19 protein-coding genes are annotated in these 19,178 nt (G+C 37.0%); 7 read left to right on the forward strand and 12 right to left on the reverse strand.

All coding sequences use genetic code 11. The features are described from left to right. Nucleotides 1–16: 16 nt before the first annotated feature. The gene (locus tag F6K15_RS12160) at nucleotides 17–661 is read right to left on the reverse strand and encodes a class I SAM-dependent methyltransferase (protein WP_293061093.1); all 645 of its coding nucleotides are present in this window, start codon (nucleotides 659–661) and stop codon (nucleotides 17–19) included. 363 nt (nucleotides 662–1,024) lie between these two features. Between F6K15_RS12160 and F6K15_RS12165 the strand changes: the two genes are divergently transcribed. Then, nucleotides 1,025–2,530: a CIA30 family protein gene (locus F6K15_RS12165; protein WP_293061094.1), complete on the forward strand. Its 1,506-nt coding sequence runs from the start codon at nucleotides 1,025–1,027 to the stop codon at nucleotides 2,528–2,530. 61 nt (nucleotides 2,531–2,591) lie between these two features. After that, the gene (locus F6K15_RS12170; protein WP_293061095.1) at nucleotides 2,592–3,077 is read left to right on the forward strand and encodes a DUF1822 family protein; all 486 of its coding nucleotides are present in this window, start codon (nucleotides 2,592–2,594) and stop codon (nucleotides 3,075–3,077) included. An 813-nt stretch (nucleotides 3,078–3,890) separates the two neighbouring features. Here the strand turns inward: F6K15_RS12170 and F6K15_RS12175 are convergent. From F6K15_RS12175 to F6K15_RS12195, 5 genes are all read right to left on the reverse strand, one after another. Continuing rightward, entirely contained in the window at nucleotides 3,891–4,907 is a 1,017-nt protein-coding gene (locus F6K15_RS12175; RefSeq protein ID WP_293061172.1) for a phosphoribulokinase, read from the reverse strand. Nucleotides 4,908–7,011: 2,104 nt separating this feature from the next. Further along, nucleotides 7,012–7,164 carry a hypothetical protein gene (locus tag F6K15_RS12180; RefSeq protein ID WP_293061097.1) on the reverse strand — a complete coding sequence of 51 codons (153 nt, stop codon included), beginning with the start codon at nucleotides 7,162–7,164 and terminating at the stop codon, nucleotides 7,012–7,014. Nucleotides 7,165–7,243: 79 nt separating this feature from the next. Continuing rightward, entirely contained in the window at nucleotides 7,244–9,070 is a 1,827-nt protein-coding gene (locus F6K15_RS12185) for a serine/threonine-protein kinase (RefSeq protein ID WP_293061099.1), read from the reverse strand. Between the two features lie 689 nt (nucleotides 9,071–9,759). Further along, on the reverse strand, nucleotides 9,760–10,071 hold the full coding sequence (locus F6K15_RS12190) for a hypothetical protein (RefSeq protein WP_293061101.1): 312 nt from the start codon (nucleotides 10,069–10,071) through the stop codon (nucleotides 9,760–9,762). A gap of 146 nt (nucleotides 10,072–10,217) precedes the next feature. Further along, nucleotides 10,218–11,390, reverse strand: coding sequence for an RNA-guided endonuclease TnpB family protein (locus F6K15_RS12195; RefSeq protein WP_293061103.1), 1,173 nt, complete (start codon nucleotides 11,388–11,390; stop codon nucleotides 10,218–10,220). Nucleotides 11,391–11,625: 235 nt separating this feature from the next. Here F6K15_RS12195 and F6K15_RS12200 point away from each other — a divergent pair, with 235 nt between their 5' ends. The 5 genes from F6K15_RS12200 to F6K15_RS12220 all read left to right on the forward strand — a co-directional run bounded on the left by F6K15_RS12200 (nucleotide 11,626) and on the right by F6K15_RS12220 (nucleotide 13,360). After that, nucleotides 11,626–11,847 (forward strand): hypothetical protein, encoded by a 222-nt coding sequence (locus F6K15_RS12200; RefSeq protein ID WP_293061105.1) that lies wholly within the window; start codon nucleotides 11,626–11,628, stop codon nucleotides 11,845–11,847. Nucleotides 11,848–12,144: 297 nt separating this feature from the next. Beyond that, a complete protein-coding gene (locus F6K15_RS12205) occupies nucleotides 12,145–12,276 on the forward strand; it encodes a hypothetical protein (RefSeq protein WP_293061107.1) in 132 nt (43 codons plus the stop codon). 45 nt (nucleotides 12,277–12,321) lie between these two features. Beyond that, complete coding sequence (locus tag F6K15_RS12210) at nucleotides 12,322–12,576, forward strand: hypothetical protein (RefSeq protein WP_293061109.1); 255 nt, start codon at nucleotides 12,322–12,324, stop codon at nucleotides 12,574–12,576. A 185-nt stretch (nucleotides 12,577–12,761) separates the two neighbouring features. Next, entirely contained in the window at nucleotides 12,762–13,094 is a 333-nt protein-coding gene (locus tag F6K15_RS12215; protein WP_293061110.1) for a hypothetical protein, read from the forward strand. A gap of 77 nt (nucleotides 13,095–13,171) precedes the next feature. Beyond that, nucleotides 13,172–13,360, forward strand: a complete 189-nt coding sequence (locus tag F6K15_RS12220; protein ID WP_293061112.1) for a hypothetical protein — start codon at nucleotides 13,172–13,174, stop codon at nucleotides 13,358–13,360. Between the two features lie 420 nt (nucleotides 13,361–13,780). Here F6K15_RS12220 and F6K15_RS12225 read toward each other — a convergent pair whose 3' ends face one another. The 6 genes from F6K15_RS12225 to F6K15_RS12250 form a co-directional block, all read right to left on the reverse strand. After that, nucleotides 13,781–13,948: a hypothetical protein gene (locus tag F6K15_RS12225; RefSeq protein ID WP_293061114.1), complete on the reverse strand. Its 168-nt coding sequence runs from the start codon at nucleotides 13,946–13,948 to the stop codon at nucleotides 13,781–13,783. 184 nt (nucleotides 13,949–14,132) lie between these two features. Continuing rightward, nucleotides 14,133–14,441 (reverse strand): hypothetical protein, encoded by a 309-nt coding sequence (locus tag F6K15_RS12230; RefSeq protein ID WP_293061116.1) that lies wholly within the window; start codon nucleotides 14,439–14,441, stop codon nucleotides 14,133–14,135. A gap of 598 nt (nucleotides 14,442–15,039) precedes the next feature. Continuing rightward, nucleotides 15,040–16,488 carry a hypothetical protein gene (locus tag F6K15_RS12235; protein ID WP_293061174.1) on the reverse strand — a complete coding sequence of 483 codons (1,449 nt, stop codon included), beginning with the start codon at nucleotides 16,486–16,488 and terminating at the stop codon, nucleotides 15,040–15,042. Between the two features lie 662 nt (nucleotides 16,489–17,150). Next, nucleotides 17,151–17,576 (reverse strand): hypothetical protein, encoded by a 426-nt coding sequence (locus F6K15_RS12240; protein WP_293061118.1) that lies wholly within the window; start codon nucleotides 17,574–17,576, stop codon nucleotides 17,151–17,153. A gap of 7 nt (nucleotides 17,577–17,583) precedes the next feature. Next, a complete protein-coding gene (gene rplL / locus F6K15_RS12245) occupies nucleotides 17,584–17,973 on the reverse strand; it encodes a 50S ribosomal protein L7/L12 (protein WP_293061120.1) in 390 nt (129 codons plus the stop codon). A gap of 186 nt (nucleotides 17,974–18,159) precedes the next feature. Then, on the reverse strand, nucleotides 18,160–19,008 hold the full coding sequence (locus F6K15_RS12250; RefSeq protein ID WP_293061122.1) for a class I SAM-dependent methyltransferase: 849 nt from the start codon (nucleotides 19,006–19,008) through the stop codon (nucleotides 18,160–18,162). Between the last annotated feature and the right edge of the window lie 170 nt (nucleotides 19,009–19,178).

The following is a 19,178-nucleotide window of genomic DNA, read 5'->3' on the forward strand; positions in this document are numbered from 1 at the left end:
TAGCTCCTGATTCAATTTAGTTTAACACTTGAAAACTAAAATAATAACCTTTGATATTTTGAGCAGGTAGATATTCATCCTCTATTTTAGCTATCATTGTCCAATGTTTAGCTTTTGTCAGTTCTTCTTCTACTATTTGAAAGTGACTCTCTCGATCTTCATAAAAGTGTTTACGAATACTATAAACAATATAGCCTCCCTTTTTGGTAATCCTTACAAGCTCACGGAGAGATTCAGCAGGAGCGTGTCCTGGGATAAAAGTCCCGACACAAATAATAGCATCAAAAAAATCAGAAACAATCCCAGAATCTGGTAAAGAACCTTGAATAAAATCTGAATAAATATTGCGTTTTTTGGCTACATTTAACATACCTTCAGATGGATCAAATGCAGTAAGTTCTACATTTTTGTAGCCATGTTTAGCTAGTTGCTCTCCCTGCTCTCCTGTTCCTGCTCCTACGTCTAATATTTTCATAGACTCTTGATCAGGAACGGTTTCTGTAAAGAGTTTTGCTGTCACTACAACAGGAGTGTTTTCTCCAGTGCCGCACAATTCATTTTTGACGTGTTCATCAAACTCTTGAGCATATTGATTATAGTGATCTAGCAGATTTTTGGCATCTATAGTTTTATTTTTAAATGTATTACCCCAGTTAGTCATAGTTTATCTTCCTCTTAATTTTATAAATCGTTATACAATCGGTAAGGGCAAATGGCCATTTGCCCCTACTCTTATCTTTAAAGACTGAATAGCACCTATGCTACTGGATTCGATATAAAAACATTCTCCATCTTCACCATTACCAAATATTTATAAATTTTTTTCCCTCCTGACTCGGTCGTTCCCCTCCCTGGAGGGGGAGGGGCGAGGGGTGGGTTGACTCCTAATTCAAAAGATTTTACACCGATGCTACCGGATTTGATATCACTCCTAAAATCAAAAAATTAATTCCCCATAAGGCCATCCGGCAAAAATTCTTAACATATCTTAATATATAGAAAAGAAAAGTTTAAGGATATGGCCATGACTGATAACCAAACATCTAAAGTGAATAGACTATTTCAAACCCTAGCCTATTTTGGGGTTGTTCCCTTTGTTGGGAGTTTTAAATGGCTACAAAAATTATTTGGTGAAAAGACACCCAAAACAGCAGAAACATCACAAGTTGTATTAGTAGTAGGTGCTAATGGTGGAGTTGGTAAGCGAGTTGTACCTAGACTCCAGGAGCGGGGTTATCAAGTTCGATCGCTTGTTCGAGATGCGAAAAAAGCTCAGAAAGTTCTCGGTAAAAATGTTGAAATAGTAACTGCTGATATTACTAAACCAGAAACTCTCACCCCTGAGATATTCAAAAACGTGAGCAAAATTATTTGTTGTACAGGAACACGAGTACAACCAGTGGAAGGAGATAACCCAAACCGGGAAAAATATTACCAAGGTATCAAGTTCTTTATGCCAGAAGTTGTTGAAGACCCCCAACTTGTCGAATATCAAGGCATGAAAAATCTCCTGGCAGTCGCCAAACCACAACTACAACCAAGCGACAACAAAATTATCTTTGACTTCACCAACCCCACCCAGGACCTCAAAGAAACTTGGGGAGCATTAGACGATATCGTTATGGGGGGAGTCAGCGAAAGTTCCATCCGTCTGACAGATACTGGTGCTATGTTCTCCGGTAATGTCTCAACTGCTAATTCAGGGGGTTTTGTATCTGTTCGTACTCGTAACTTCGACCCCCCAATGAATTTGTTGGGAGCTGCTGGTATCGAACTCCGGGTAAAAGGAGACGGCAAACGTTATAAATTTTTCCTGCGCTGTGAAGATAAATGGGATGGAGTTGGTTACAGTTATTCTTTTGACACCGTTTATAATATCTGGACAACTATTCGTATTCCATTTAAAGATTTAACACCAGTATTTCGCGCTAGAGTTGTAGAAAATGCTCAACCTTTTAATCCCAGTCAAGTTTATTCTTACCAATTAATGTTGAGTAAATTTGAATATAACCGAGAACTTAATCCTAAATTTACACCAGGATTTTTTCAGTTAGAAATTGAGTCAATTAAAACTTATGGTAGCGACCAATTACCTAAATTTGTCTTGGTTAGTTCCGCAGGTGTAACTCGTCCGGGGCGACCAGGTTTAAACTTAGATGAACAACCTCCTGCTGTGAAATTTAATGACCAATTGAAAGGTTTATTAAACTGGAAATTAAAAGGAGAAGAAGTTATTCGTTCTAGTGGGATTAATTATACTGTTATTCGTCCTTGTGGAATGACTGAACAACCAGGTGGTCAAGCTTTAATATTTGACCAAGGTGATAATATTAAAGGTATTGTTAGTCGAGATGATATTGCCGAACTTTGTATTAAAGTTTTAGAAGAAATACAGGCTTGCAATACAACTTTTGAGGCAAAAGGAGATAAAGAAAATCAAGCTAGTGCTGAAATTTGGGAGAAGTTATTTAACAGTTTAGAAGCGGATATAGCAGAAGAAAGAAGGAAGAAGGAAGAAAGAAAAGGCTAATACTTATTTATCTGATTTACTACAACTGGTTAGTGAAAAAGCTATAAATTTCAAATATTGGTTGCACAACCAAACGGATGTAGTTGCTAATTCACTGTCCTGGAATTTATTGCCTGCACCTTTACCTGTAAGGCGAAAAGTTGAGAGAAATCATGGGGAAAAATTAGAACAAATTCTTAAGCAAATTAACTATGGTAATAGAATGGAAATTCCTCTTACTATGGAACGTGGTTATAAACAGTTTAATTTAGCTGGAAATGAAGTTTATCTTTATGCAGTTACTTGGTTAATTTCTGAAGTTGAAAAAGAGTGGAGTTTACTGCTAATTTTGAGTAGTGCTGAGAGTGAAAAATTATCACCGGGGATGAAATTACGGATTAGCGATCGCACAGGTATTTTAATTGAAAAAGAGCAACATCCAAACAAGGAAAATACTTATCCATACGCTCGTTTAACAGGTAATTTGGATGAAGAATTTGTGGTTACTATTGTGGCACCAAATAATCAGGAAAAAACATCTGTTGTATTTAAGTCGAATCAGATATAACTGAAGTCAGAAGTTCAACTATTACTGTTACTAAATGTGAGAGGAGTGGAAATGTCCTAACATCTAAAATGGTGCGTGACTACTCATCTCCTGAAGCACTCCGGCAGAGGAGATAAATAGTGAAAATTTCTGACTATTGCGTATAGAGAAATAGTTAATTCATTCTCTGAAGCACTCCGGCAGAGGAGATAAATAGTGAAAATTTCTGACTATTGCGTATAGGGAAATAGTTAATTCATTCTCTGAAGCACTCCGGCAGAGGAGATAAATAGTGAAAATTTCTGACTATTGCGTATAGAGAAATAGTTAATTCATTCTCTAAAGCACTCAGACAGAGGAGATGAATAGTGAAAATTTCTGACTATTGCGTATAGAGAAATAGTTAATTCATTCTCTGAAGCACTCAGACAGAGGAGATAAATAGTGAAAATTTCTGACTATTGCGTATAGGGAAATAGTTAATTCATTCTCTGAAGCACTCCGGCAGAGGAGATAAATAGTGAAAATTTCTGACTATTGCGTATAGGGAAATAGTTAATTCATTCTCTGAAGCACTCCGGCAGAGGAGATAAATAGTGAAAATTTCTGACTATTGCGTATAGGGAAATAGTTAATTCATTCTCTGAAGCACTCAGACAGCGCCAGATTTTTTGGTCTTTCAGTCCTTCCTTCTCTGGTAGATAACTAATTGTCTAGATAACTAAACGCCTTCTTCCTTCTTCCTTCTTCCTTCTTCAAACAAAAAAAACGCGAAGTGAAATTAACCACTCGCGTTGATTTTCAGATAGTAAATTTTCTTTTAGATATTGATGTTTATGAAACTGCTGCTGCTACTTTTTCGTCAGGGGAAACTTTCGCAGTCAAACGCTCATAAGTGGCGCGCATTTTCAAACCAACTAAAACTTGGAAAAGCCCACTACCATTATTGGAACCTGGATAGTCTTGATGTTCCCTCATCATGTGGGTCATCTCACCATAATATTTAGTAGAAGTATTGCTGAGGTGTCCTTCAACATAAATCATTTCTTCCAGGTTATCAAAGTTACCATCTACTTCTAAGACAGAAACTTCATTGCCGAAATAGGCATCTGGGCCATAGAACATTTTAATTCCAGGATAGGAACAAGTAAGCTTACGTCCGCAAGGAATCCAGTTAATAGTCGATCCTTCATCAAACAGATATACTGGTTCAAAGCCTTCTACACCTTCACGTTGGATCAAGCGCACTCGTAATACCTTATGTTCTTTGTCATCAGGAATAAGTTTAGTAGGCAAAATTTGAATTACCACATCTGCGTGAGCTTTTTGTGGGTCAATATAGGCATCAAAGTCTGGACGACGGGCATTGATAGAAGCAAGTACATCTTCATAACGATGGCCTCTTTCTGCCATATCGCGCTTAATTTTCCAAGCAATTTTTACTTCATCACTAATGTCTAGATAGACACTAAAGTCAAGTAGGGATCGTACGCGCTCATCAAACAGAGGATGAAGACCCTCAATTACTATAATATGATTGGGATGAACTTTTTCCGGTGGGTCAATCAAGCCAGTTTCGTGGTTATAAATTGGCTTATCAATAGACTGACCTTCCTTTAGAGCTTTAATTTGCTCATACATCAAGTCAAAATTATTGGCCCTTGGGTCAAGAGCAGTAATTCCTGTTTCTTTACGTTGCTTACGATCTAAGCTGTGGTAGTCGTCCAGGCAGATAACTGTAACAAAATCTTCTCCAAATACATCTGTTACACGACGCAAAAAAGTAGATTTTCCGCATCCAGAGTCTCCTGCAACTCCAATTAATATTACTCTATCTGGTTTTTTCACAATAGTTTCCCTCTAACACAAAACAAAGTTGAATGACATATCCCATACTTTTTGTGACGTTCTCTCACGCTAAATCTCGCGAGATTTAGCGGGAGCTTCTCCTCCTCACGGATGGAACTTCCTGCTTCCCTGGCTGACTAATGTCTACGCCTCCACAGGCAGCAACGATGAGACCCACCGCCACTCTTGTACTAAAAGTTCTGTAATCACCCGGCTTCCTTCAAGATTTTACCTCAAATACTGAATTACCAGGACTTCTGAGTTGATCCCCATATCTTGAGTTGTCTAGGTTCAGCCGTCAGGAGCGTATTACTGCTACTCCTAACAGGCCATAGCTAAACACGCTTAAGCCACCTTGTCAACTAAAGAACGCTACTAATTTTTTTGCGGGTCACGCCCTGCCCTCCCGTTATACCTGTTAGGGTTAATGGGATACCCAGAGCGACATTTAGTTGGGTGAGTCTCAGCTTCTCGGTGAGTCCAGGAGAAATTCCTGAGCATTTCTTGAGCCGTGTTCGTTCCTGTAATACTCCATTCAAGCTTATCTATCAAAATTTAATCATAAAATTACCCGTTTTCCTGGCCAAATCCTCTTAATAAGGATAGACTTGAAGTTTTATGGCGGGTTCAGCTAAATCAACAGACAAGTCTCATGAACTTGGTGTCCACATAAAACAAATTCACTTAAAAGTGTTGCTTCGCTACACAGTGAAAAGCTAAAATCACTCACTGTTGTTGGACTTTTGGACAGACTTTGAAGCTATTAACTCTAAAGTCTTTATTACTAACTTTTGTAAAACATCATATCAGAATGGGATCTTCCCTACAAGGATCAAAGAAATAAAAGCTTCATCAACTATGTTCTCTAGGAATTCCCTAGAAAGTTTGAAACAATCTCTGGCTAGAGATTATTGGCCGCCAATGATTTAGGCGATCGCCTCAACAATTCAATTCCCTAGTGGTACTTAGACATTTTATGGTAAAAAAATGCCTGAAAGTCAGTCTAGGCAAGGGAATTACGTCAATTACCTAAAAATACCTGGAACCCTTGGCAGTTAAGGATTTATACCTTTTTGACGTGAAACTATCTGCCTGTATATATTTGAGGCTATTTAATGACTTTATTTTGTGTAAGTCCCACTAGAAAGTTCAAAACAATCTCTGGCTAGAGATTATTGGCCACCAATGATTTAGGCGATCGCCTCAACAACTCAATGGCCTTACAAGATTAAAATATTTTCTTGGTGGCCAATAAGGGATTTAATCTGGAGTAGAGATCGTCAGTTTGGCTTTAATATCATGTCGGGATAATTAGTGATGAAAAAACTTATCATGAGTGCTTCAACAGTACATCTTTCTATTTTCCTCTCCTGGGAGGGGTTAGGGGTAAGTCCCCTACTCCCCTACTCCCCTACTCCCACGCTCCCCTACTATCTTAATTATAAGTATTCAACCGGACATGATATAATTTATAAAAAAGCTTAGTTCAATAATTCAAAAGTCAAAATTGGGTGTCCGTGAATCAGGATATTGTAGCAAAGTACCGAAGACAGTCAGCCAAATATTGCCTCAAGCTAATTAGGGTTTGCTGAAAAAGTCTTTATAGTAGGGACAGGAGACAGGAGACAACCCACCCCTAACCCCTCCCAGGAGGGGGAGACAGGAGACAGGAGGAACGGGGAATTTAGAGGAGTTAATTAATTGATAATGGATCATGGATAATGGATAATGACCTCTGGTTAAAACCGTTACGGAATTGAATATCAGGAATATTTTCTTTTCTTGGTCGATGGTCGGACAGCGCAGGTTTCGGAGCCATCTCTCGACCGCTTGTTTTCCCCTTAAAAGAGGAGGCTTCAAGGCGCGAATTATTTAATTATTAATTATTCGGTAAGAGTAAGAATTGTAAGAATGATTTTTCTGCCCAACTATGAGCCTAAAATACTAACTTTTTGAGCATTTTAGACGTGATACCAGGTAGTTTTTAAAGACCCCAAAAAAGCTAAAACCTTTATTTAGCGGTGCTTTTAGATTTAATCAGCAAGCTCTAATTAAAGTTTAAAATATCAGCAAACAAGGCACATACCAAACAAAGCATCCATTCTTTCTAGTCGCGACGATTTGATTTTTTTTTATTGTTTGAACTATTGCTGCCTTTCGGCAAAGCTCTTGCCGCTTGATCATGAATTTGATAGATAATTTTTTGGTAATAAGTAGCGATTTCAGCTTGAACAGCATAAGGTGAAAAGATTTCAGCCATTATTAATTATTAATTATTAATTATTAATTGTTGAATACTTCCCCACTCCCCACTTCCTACTCCCTACTCCCTCCCTACTCTAACTCAACCTCCGCCAAATACCAACACTTCCATCACCACAACCTGCTGCCAACATCTGACCATCTACACTAAACGTTACTGCATTCACTACTGCTTCCTGAGTCAATACTCCTAACTCCTCCATCGTATAAGGGTTCCATAAATACATATTCCCATCTCGACATCCACTTGCTAAAATCAAACCATCGGGACTAATAGCAACAGCATTAACTCCATCGGGATGCTGCAATGTTCCCAATAAATCTCCAGTTGCTAACTGCCACAACCTAATAGTATTGTCACTACTCCCACTCGCTAATATCTGACCGTCAGGAGCGATCGCCACACCCCGCACTACATCACTATGACCAGTCAAAGTCAATAACAACCTCCCTGTCCCCACATCCCACAACTTAATCGTCTTATCCCCACTCCCACTCGCTAATACTTTGCCATCAGGACTAATAGCAACTGACTCCACCCATGCAGTATGACCTTTCAAATATCCTCGCATTTTCCCACTATTGAGATACCAAACCTTCACCGTCTTGTCACCATGACCGCTTCCCAATATCTGACCATCTTGACTAATAGCGATCGCCTGCACAGGACCCCAGTCTTGACCCAACCAACCGCCAAGAGTTCTCACTAACTTACCAGTACCCAAGTTCCAAACTTTTACAGTGCCGTCATTACTCCCACTCACTAAAGTCTGACCATCTGAACTAAAAGCAATTTCCTGCACCCATCCCGAATGACTAAACATCCATCCCCCCAAATTACGGGGTTCGCTACCAGTTTTCAGAGTCCAGACTTTAATGCTATTATCTTCACCCCCACTCACCACTGTCTGACCGTCAATGCTAAATGCTACTGTTCTGACTTTATCACCGTGACTTTCTAAACTTTCCGAACCTTCCCAAGAACTCTTTGTAGTCTGCATTAAATCTTTCAGTACTTCTTCTACGGAATGATAGCGTTGTTGAAGCGATGGTTGCAACATCCGGTCGATAATATTATTCAAAGATGTGCTTACAGGTCTGGGTAAATGTTGCTGCCATAACCATTCTTCACCATGACGCAGGTCGAAGGGGTCGAGTAGAGTCATTAACTGAATGCAGACAACACCTAAACTATAGATATCGCTAGCAAATACTGCTTGACCAATTAACTGTTCTGGTGCAGTATATTCTGGAGAACCGATAACCGTACCACTTTTGACTGCGGGATTAGTAGAAATAGCTTTGGCAGCGCCGAAACCTACTAAATATAAATTTTTTCCCCAGTCATATTCACTCTCTTTAGTACCACGACGAATAATATTTTCTGGTTTAATATCCCGATGAATTACTTGACTTTTGTGGATAAACTGCAAAACTGGCAGTATTTCTCTCAGAAATTTTCTAATTTTTTGTTCGTTAAATGTTCCTTGTTCTTTTAATTCTTGAGCTAAATTTTTTCCTTCTATATATTCTTGTACTAAATATCTATAAGATGATACAACAAAATAGGCTAATAAACTAGGAATTTGTGGATGTTTTCCCAGTTTGTCTAATTGTAATGCTTCTCGGTTAAATGAGGCTGATGCTTTTTCTATTTCACTAATATTTTGTGCTGCATTTTTGCCTGGAATACCTACAGGTAAAAATTGTTTAATTACACATATTGGTTTTGAAGGGATGTCTTCATCAACTGCCAAGAATGTTCTGCTAAATGTACCTATTCCGATTGGTTTGAGGAGGCGGTAATGTTCTCTAAGGATGAGTTTTGCACCGCAACTTTGGCAAAATCTATTTTTGTCTGGGTTTTGAGGTTTTTGGCAAGTAGGATTGTAGCAATAACTCATAAGAACATTTGGCGTTGCTGAATTAGTGTATGATATTAATCCTAATTACTTAGGAGTCAGGAGTCAGGAGTCAGGAGTCAGGAGGGAAGAAAGAATAAGAAACAGGAGTAGAAGGAGAAAGTTTTTTGCTCGCTCTCTTATCTAGACATGATATCATACCTCAAATCAGCAACGCCGAACATTTTTATTATGGCTAATAATAGACATCTTCACAAAAGAGGGAGTAGGGAGCAAGGAGTAGGGGGAAAGAATTGATAAATAAGAGTGCGATAATTGATTTTATTTTTTATTATTGGAGATGTCTAATACCGTTACCGAAAAATTAAGGTAAAAATCCTCTCCTTTAAAAGAGAAACAGCGGTCGTTTTGCTGGCGCATAACTACGTTAACGCTACGCGACATGTTTGCGGAGCATGACAAACGGAAAAAGCGGAGCGCACCCGTTGGGTGGGATGGCGAGGAAACCTGCGCCATATCCATAAGACCAAGAGAAGAAAAAATTTTCCTTTTAGTCAATCCTATCCGTTTTCTTTTGAGAGGTAATTATTAATTATTAATTATTAATTATTAATTGTTGAATAGCCCCACCGTCACTTGGAATGCCAATGGGGTTAGTGGGGATAAAATCCTAATTTATCAAAATCTCAGTCCTACTGACTACTTTTTTAAATTGTTTTAACTAAAAAAATTTAGGCTTGATTTGAACCTACTTCCAGTAATTTTTCCAATCTTGCCGTTGACCAGTATTCCGTGGGATAGGCGATCGCAAAAATAGACGAAAGTCGAACCAACCATGTCACCTGCTTAAAAACATCATCCTCATCATCAAATTCATCCGGTGGAACTAAGACCATAATTTCTACAAAATCTTCAGTTACAGTAACGGGGAGACCATAATAAGTTTCCTCAGCTTCAATGCGGACTTTACTACCATTTTCCAATGCTTCTGTTAATCTTTGATAAAGAAGATTAGACTTTTTTGATTTTTGTTTTTTGGCCACAATTATTCTCCCTAAGTCTGATGTTGTAATTTAGAGCTTTTAATAGCACCCATGTACAACTTCGCCATTAACTCATTAGCAGTCGTCGCATTTTGCAACTTAGTGAACTACCGAACGCTTTAATCAAAGATTTAAGCGTCGGCTTCTTACCCAGAAACTAGCGTAGTAGTAGATTTCTTACGTCCTCTACTGCTACGTCTTACAGTTTGGCGATAAGCTTTATCCCGTGTCCCACAGGAAATAATTCGTAGTCCCTCGTCTCTGAGAGAAATAGCTGCGTTAATATCTCTGTCGTGTGTAGTATTACATGATTGACAAGTCCATCGTCTGATATCAAGGGGTAAGCTACCCACCTGATTTAAGCAAACATGACAAGTCTTAGAACTAGGAAAGAACCTATCAACTTCAACATAGGTTTTACCATTTTGTTCTGCTTTATATTTAAGCATAGTCATAAACATTCCCCATCCTACTTGCCCTATTGCTTTAGCTAGACAATGGTTTTTCATCATACCTTTAACGTTTAGATTTTCTGTTACTATGACTTGGTTTTCGTCAACTATTCTACGCGATAGTTTGTGTAGAAAATCCTCACGACAGTTAGTTATTTTGCGGTGGACTCTAGCAACTTTCTTTCTAGCTTTATTACGGTTATTAGACCCTTTTTCTTTTTTAGATAGTTGCTGTTGTTTTCGTTTTAAATTCTTTTCATGTTTAGTCAAAAATCTGGGATTCTCATATTTTAAACCTGATGACGTTGTACAGAAGTGAGTTAACCCAACGTCAACCCCTACAGCTTTTCCTCCTGTTGATGATAATGGTTTCTCTTTACCATCTTCAAATAAAATTGAAGCAAAGTATTGATCGCAACAGTTTTTACTGATGGTTACAGTCTTAATTTTCCCCTCAATGGGACGATGAATAACAGCTTTTATATCTCCTATTTTGGGGATTGTTAAGTAATCAGATAAAACCCTAACATTTTGAGGGTATTGAATTGACTGCTTTCCATGTTTTGATTTAAACCGAGGATATTTAGTTCTATGTTCAAAGAAGTTATTGAAAGCTCCACCGAGATTTAAACACACTTGTTGTAAGCAAGACGAATAAGCCAAGGATAACCATTCATACTCTTTTTTAAGTTGAGGTATTAGCTTCTTAATTTCATATCCTGACAATCCTTTTCCCGTTTCTTTATATGTTTGGTTCATCAAATTCAGACAGTAATTCCACAACCAGCGACAATTGCCAAAAGATTGACTTAAGGCTTCTTGTTGTTGGCTATTGGGGTAAAGTCTTACTTTGACTACTTTAAGCATTTAGACTGAATTTGATTTGCTGTAAAGCAGTATATCATAAAAACACTGGCATTCAGGAGAGCACCAAAACAAGTTTATGGTGTCGGGATGAATGCCAGATTCAGCTAAAGTTAATTGTATATGGTTGAACTTTAACTTGACTAAGCAAGTTTTTAACTTCTTTGTCGCTTAACCGCATCTCAATTGCCTGGAAATCCGTACATAGTTGTCAACAACGAGATTTAGGTAGTTGGAAATGTTTAGTCCAAAAATGACTAATGACATGAAAAATCTGTCTTTTTCCCAAATAGAAACCGATGGACTTTATTTAGATTTACCACTTTTATATAGTAACTTCCTCATAACAACTATTGGGGATTTGGCTCCCAATATTACAACAATATTTGACCACAAACTATCTGCAAAAGTTTCCATAGACAATGATATAATGATTTTTTTATTCTTGAGTCTCAAGTAGTGTCCTAGGAAATGCACTCTGTATTTTTTAAACATCCTCATTAATACTATTTATTGACGTACTCCATGGAATTGGAGCTTTAAATCGAATTTTTGGTTTTTTAAATTTGTCAATTGCTGTTGAGCTGATAGCTGAATGTGTGGTTGATATCGTTACAATATTTACTCCTAGTTTGTTACAATATTAGTCTAAATCATCACGTTCAAGTGATTTTTATTCGATTTTACTAATTATATAATGAATGATCTAAAATCAATATAGTGACAATCTTGGGACTATTTAAACTCAAAAAGGCACATGAATTTAAAAAATAGCTTGAGCGAGGATGAATTTAATAGTTTAATAGAACTGCTCTCTAAAAGAAGAGACGAGTTTGAAGGAAGAATTACTATTGACTCGGTCAAAGAGGGTCTGAGAGAATTAGGTTGATTGCATTTACTTTCGGAAAATGACATAAAGGAGGTTCGTAAACAGATGACTAAAGATTCACCTAGACAGCAAAGATATTTTCCCTTAATATCAATAATTATTGCAATTATTGTAGGTGCTGTTGGAGGTTATAATGTGAAGGTATATCTTGCTAGTAATTTTCCCCAATTAACAGATGCTGCGGAAGGTATCAAACCATCAGAATTAGAAGATTTAGAGAAACAAGTTGAAGAATTGAAAAAAAAGGAAGATGAATTAGTAGCTAAATTGGAAGATTATCAGGAAAAAATAATCTACTAGAAAGTGAAAATGATAGGTTAGAAAAAAAAGTAGAAAAACTAGAAAATGAGAATCAAAATCCTACAACCTCTGTTGAAAGTGAAAATAATTTAGAAGATTCTTCGACTAAAAAAGATTATAACCTAAAAACAACCCAGGAAATGTATGGCTTTGTGTTTGAACTTCAGAGCTGTAAAAAAACTAACGTGAGTGTAGATAGTCAAAGCATTAATTGTGAACTATTAATCACAAGCACAGAACAAAATGCTAGGTTAACTTTGTATGGTGGATCGGGTAGTAACAGAACTAGAATGGTTGAAGCAGGTACAATATATCTGGCAACAAAAGTTCAATTAGGAACATCTAGCGGTCGCTCTGGTGCAGCAGAAAACTTGATAAGAGATGTGCCCCTAAAAGCCTCTGTTAACTTCGATAAAGTATCATTGGAAGTTAATAAAATGCAAGTCATGCAAATTTTCTTGTATTCAGGTAATAATACAATTCCTCTTGAGTTTCGTAATGTTCCTCTGTCTGAATAGTAATAAGCTACAATTTGAGCTGAGATTATGCTCACAATTGATATAGTAAAGTTCAGTAAATTAACCATAATAATTATATGATTACAATTACACCAGAAGAAATTGAGAATTTTCGTTCTCAATTAGCAGATTATCCAGAGGCTTTAGCTGCCTTAGATGAGATAGAAGAAGATGAAGGAGATTTGGAGTATGCTACTGGAATTATTGCTTTGGAAGCAGGGATGAGAGAAAGTAGAGACAAGAAAAAGAATTGGTTGAAAGATTGATCCAAGCAAGCTCGCATTATTATCACGAACTGGCAGTGAAGTCTCCATTATTTCCATCAACAACTCTAGTGGTGAAGGTTGAAACAACATTGGCACTAAGTTAGGCAAAGAATAGTAGTCACCTTTAAAAGTAAAAGTTTCCACTGGTGCTTGCTTCTGCTTAAGTTGACTTTCCACATAATTTAGAAGTCTAACTACCCAAACGCACGATAACTACTGATTTCCCCCTTATTAATTATTAATGGCTTTGTTGCATGAAAGCATATAGCTGCGACTAGACTCCCGAGATGTACTTCATAATGCGCGGAAACTGCTGTAACTATTGGACAATAGATAAATCAAACATTAATCTCGCTAAACTCAGCGTTTGCTTTCGTGTGACTGTATCTAAAACCAAGATAACTATTGGACAATAGTAAATCAAATATTAATCTCGCTAAAGTTAGCGATCGCTTGACTATGACTGTATCTAAAATCAAGATAACTATTGGACAATAGTAAATCAAATATTAATCTCGCTAAAGTTAGCGATCGCTTGACTATGACTGTATCTAAAATCAAGATAACTATTGGACAATAGTAAATCAAATATCTATCTCGCTAAAGTTAGCGATCGCTTGACTATGACTGTATCTAAAATCAAGATAACTATTGGACAATAGTAAATCAAATATCTATCTCGCTAAAGTTAGCGATCGCTTGAGTAAGGGACTAGCAAAAAAATAGCTTACCAGATCGTCTTTTGTCCAACAAAGCCATTATTAATTATTAATTATTCGGTAACACCTATTTCCAATAGTCTTTCTAACCTTGCACTTGACCAATATTCTGTAGGATATGCGATCGCAAAAATAGAGGCAAGTCGAATCAACCATGTCACCTGTTTAAAAGTATCATCTTCTTCATCAAATTCATCTGGTGGTACTAATACCATAATTTCCACAAAATCTTCCGTTACACTAACGGGAAGACCATAATAAGTTTCCTCTGCTTCAATGCGGACTTTAGTACCATTTTCTAATGCTTCTGTTAATCTTTGATAAAGAAGATTAGGCTTTTTTGACTTGTATCTTCTGGTCATTTCAGTTATCAGTTATCAGTTATCAGTTATCAGTTATCAGTACCTTCTACCGCAGCATGAACTAGGAAAACAGGAGGCAAGAAAATACGGAATTCCATTTTTTATTGGTCATTTCAGTTATCAGTTGTCACAATTATTCTCCATAACTATAACGTTGCAGTTTATAGCAGTCGAAGCAAAGGTGTTTGACAGATAAAAAACTTAAAACTCAGACAACGCAAGGTTTTTCCTTCTTCCTTCTCCCTTCTTCTTTCTTCCTTCTGCTGTAGTGCTTTTAATCGCACCAACGCACAACTGGACTACCAACTCAGTTGCAGTAGCAGCACTTTGTAATTGAGCAAAAAAGAAACCGGGTTTATTGCCCTGATTATTTTCAAATCACAAGATTTCATCGACAAAAGTTGTATTTGTTCTTAGTTTTGACTTTTGACTTTCCTTCCCGGTTTCTGCCTTAGTTGTATTTGTTCTTAGTTTTGACTTTTGACTTTTAACTTTTGACTTTCCTTAGTTGTATTTGTTCTTACTTTTGACTTTTAACTTTCCTCAGTTGTATCTTTTCTTACTTTTCTTAGTTTTGACTTTTGACTTTTGACTTTCCTTAGTTTTGACTTTCCCGATCATCACGAACTGGCAGTGAGGTCTCCATAATTTCCATCAACAACTCCAGTCGCGAACGACTAGACAACATTGGCACTAAGTTAGGCAAAGAATAGTAGTCACCTTTAAAAGTAAAAGTTTCCACTGGCGCTTGCTTCTGCTTCAGTTGACTTTCCACATAATTAGAAGCATAGTTACCCAAACGCACGATAACTACATTTGGCATAACCGCCAATTCACGACAATAAGCAGTATAAGCTTCAGCAAAGTAGGGTGCAGTATTTTCTCCTTCATCTGTCACCAGAATAAACTGTTCTACAACTTGCTTTTTGCGCCGCATTGCTTCTACAGCACAACCGCAACTTGTACCTCCACCTGCGCGGATATGTTGGAAACCACGTTCCCAGTCACTCAATTCTGTACCTTGAGCATTCACAGGATAAGGAATAGTATCAAAAGCATAGACAAATAATTCCGCTTCAGTAATACCAGAAACCAAAGCAGCTAAACGCTTACCTACTTCGATCGCCTGTTGCATAGAACCAGACTTATCCACAAGTAAAGCAGTTGGCAAAGAAATTTTACCGCGCTTTTTGACTTGTTCGTTAGTCACTTGCTCCAGTTTTGCAACAGTTTCCGCATCTACCTGAGCAGCATCAGCAGCAACCTTAGCTTTATAAGCAGACACGCGATCGCTTTTTTGGGCCTCAGTCAGTTTCTCATCAACTAACGCTTTTACCTCTGGGTGTTCCATTGCTCCACGAGATGTAAGAGACTTCAGGTTATTGATAATTTCCTGGGGTGACATAGAGTTTATCAGTGCCACTAACACAGTAGGTGTCAATTGTTTCACAGCTCCCACCGCCACAGTATAGGGAATTTTATGTTCCACTATTAATGCTGCTTGCTCTACTGGAGTTTCTACTTTTGCCAACTGCTTCAGCATGAAAGCTAAACTGTCCTCTGGAGGTCTTTCCTTAAACAAGATAGCATCAGCGCGAGAGTTAGGTTTAATGTGCAAAGTTGCATATAAGTGCTTCATTGCCTTGCGGTTACGGAGAGCTGCTCGGTCAAAAAATTCTGAATTTTGTTCGCGCTTCCGTAGATAACGAGTCACAGCAGTGCGTGCAGAACGTGGCATTTTATTTCGTTGCTGTTTCATAAAGTCTACAATGCGTGACACCTGGTATGGTGGGAAATTTTGTAGCATGATGAAACCAGCATCTCGGTGTTCTGTGAGGTTACTTGTTAACAAGTTTCCGAGGAACACTTCTTGATGGTCGCGCACATCACCGTTGTTTTGATACCATACTGCTAAATGACCGTAAAAAATTGGGTCTAACTCAACAATTAATTGATGAATTTCTGCTACTTTTTCTAATTGACGGTGTGGTGTTGTGAGCAGACTATTGAGCATTTCTAAACGTAAGTCGCGCTCATCATTATTCATTTGAGTTTTAGACATATTTTCTACCTCCTTATTTCAGTTATCAGTTAACAGTTATCAGTAAGCATTCAGCTGTCAGCTGTCAGCTATCAGCTATGAGTTATTAAGTCATTATCTTGGAAGAAGGAATTAGTATTCAAGAAATGACATAAGAATGAAATAGTCCTTTGAGCTAACCTTGGTCATTGCTTAATTCTTTCTTTCATGCATCTGATAGCTGTTTGCGCAGCATTCCGTAGGAAATGCTATATAGCTGAATGCTTACGTTATCAGTTAAATTTCTGTCATGTTTTTAATGTTAAATGTCAGACATAACATCATCAAACATTTGATAACCTATAACTGTTCTTTCTTAACTAATTTAATTACAAAAAATCTACTTTTAGGAGGCAATTATCGTTGGCAGTTTTGCGGAGTATTAATATTAATATTTATGATTAAATATACCGCGCAAGTTGAGAGAGTTAATTTTACTAAACCATAGGTATTTGTATGTAACCTCTCTCAGTTAGGGCGCGACGATAACTGCACATTTTATAGCTTTAAGCTTAGTTTGAAAGATTTTACAACAATTTTCAATCTGGTGATAACCATTTTTAAATTGTATAGTCAATACTTTAAGTCTATTAATTTTCACTTCTGACTTCTGACTTTTGACTTCTGACTTATAAATCTGGTTCTACCCAATTTTTTCGAGCTGACTCAGACATCAGAAATTCTCTACTGTAATATTCAAAAGGTAAAGCTGAATTTTCGTAAAGGTTGACTAAATTATTGGCATTTTCTGCAAAAGAGTTATTCGCTGAATTTGTAGTCAAATATTTCTGAATCATTTTCACCCAAAACAGCGTAATTGTTTCGTGATAACCACTATTTTTAGTATTTTGAGTACCTACTGCAACGTTATATTTTTTGATGCGATCGCGAAGATTATTTATTGCCTCTAACTCGGAATAGTTAGTCAAATACCAAAGGGCAACAATTAAATGTGCAGCATGAGTCCAATTGCTTTTTGGCAAGGTACAATTATTAAATTCACTAACAATATTTTCTAACTCATTACTGGTGAAATCAAAATTTCTATTGCACATACAAAAATTATTTCAAAGAAACTGTTGCTCCTAATTCCTCCAATTTTTGCTTAATCTGTTCTGCCTCCTGAATATTGACATTAGATTTAATAATTTGGGGTAAATTATCAACAACTTTTTTAGTTTCCTGTAAACTTCCAAAGAGATTTAAACTTCGTATCTCCTTAATAAAAGATATTTTTTTATTAGCAGGAAATTTCTCTAAGACAATATCAAAAATAGTTTGTGGTTCATCGCCATCTTTATCATTATTGTCGAACTTATCATTAGGTTTTACTACAATAATTCGATCGGCACTTACTTGAAAACAATCTTCTATTTGTTTCACCAATTCTGTAGCTTCCAACATTGTGATAGATTTGAGTTTTGCCAATATTTCATCAGTTTTTATAGACATGATGCTTTCTCCATATAATAAAAAAATTATCTACTAAACTGCTAAAATAGACATTTTATTTACTCATTTTTTTACCGAATAATTAAGAGTTAAAGCCTCTCATTTAAAGGATAAAAAAGAAAAAAAAATCACGCTCCGCCTCAATCCTCTTCTTTTCAAGGAGAGGTAATTATTAATTATTAATTATTAATTATTAATTATTAATTGTTTACCAATAGCCATAATATGAGCGCTCATTCCTAATAAGGAAGGTTCTGCTTCTATCCAACGAATAGCTTCTAGCATTCTTTCACGACGACTGGGGTTATTCCAATTTTCCTCAAAATTTTGAAGTAACCAACCCGCTCCTTCAACAGCTAAAATTTTTTCACAAAATAAACCTGCTTCTTCCACCTCTGTTTTCAGCTCTTCAGGATGATGAAAAAATGTTGTAGTAAAGTAAGCAGGGTGGTTGTTAGGGTTGCGATGCTGACCTTCAGCTAAATCTCGTCGAACAATTTCTACGAACTCTGGATCGTTGAAATTTCCCTGAAATAATCCACTAAAAGTTGAAGCAAAGCGCGAAATACCAATAGCAAACAGAAAACCACCAGTTTTTAAGATTCTAGTAGCTTCACGCAAAGCAGTTAAGCGATCGCTACGTTCAGTTAAGTGATACAGGGGACCAAACAGGAGAACAACATCAACGCTCTTGTCTGGTTGCTCTAATTGACGAGCATCTCCAACCTCCATGCTTGCAAGAGGATAATTAGGTTGAGTTTGAGAAAAGTTTTGAGCTTGCTGTATATGTAGAGGAACTGCATCTATAAGATGGACTTCATACTGTTGTTGAGCAAGCCAAAAAGCATAGACACCTGAACCACCACCGACATCGAAAATAACAGCAGGAGGAGCGGGTAAAAAACGACTGAGAAGTTCTTGAGTGCGAGCCAATTCAAGCTTTCCTTCGTCTTTCGATAAGCGTTGCTCTTCTTCACCTCTGTTGTAGTAACTTAAGGCTTCATTTGAAAGCTTTAACCTAGATTTGTCTGACATTGTTTTTTCTTGAATATTAACGACAAATATTTTTTTTTTATTAATAAATAATGCTCTTAATATTTTGTTGTTATTCAATTATAATTAACGCTTTTATGCAGTTTTTAAATTATCTCGCACAAGTCAAAAAAGCTATTTATTCATACAGAGGAATTTACCCCGCATTTTCT

The sequence above is a fragment of the Okeania sp. SIO2B3 genome (assembly GCF_010672525.1).
Lineage (GTDB): Bacteria > Cyanobacteriota > Cyanobacteriia > Cyanobacteriales > Microcoleaceae > Okeania.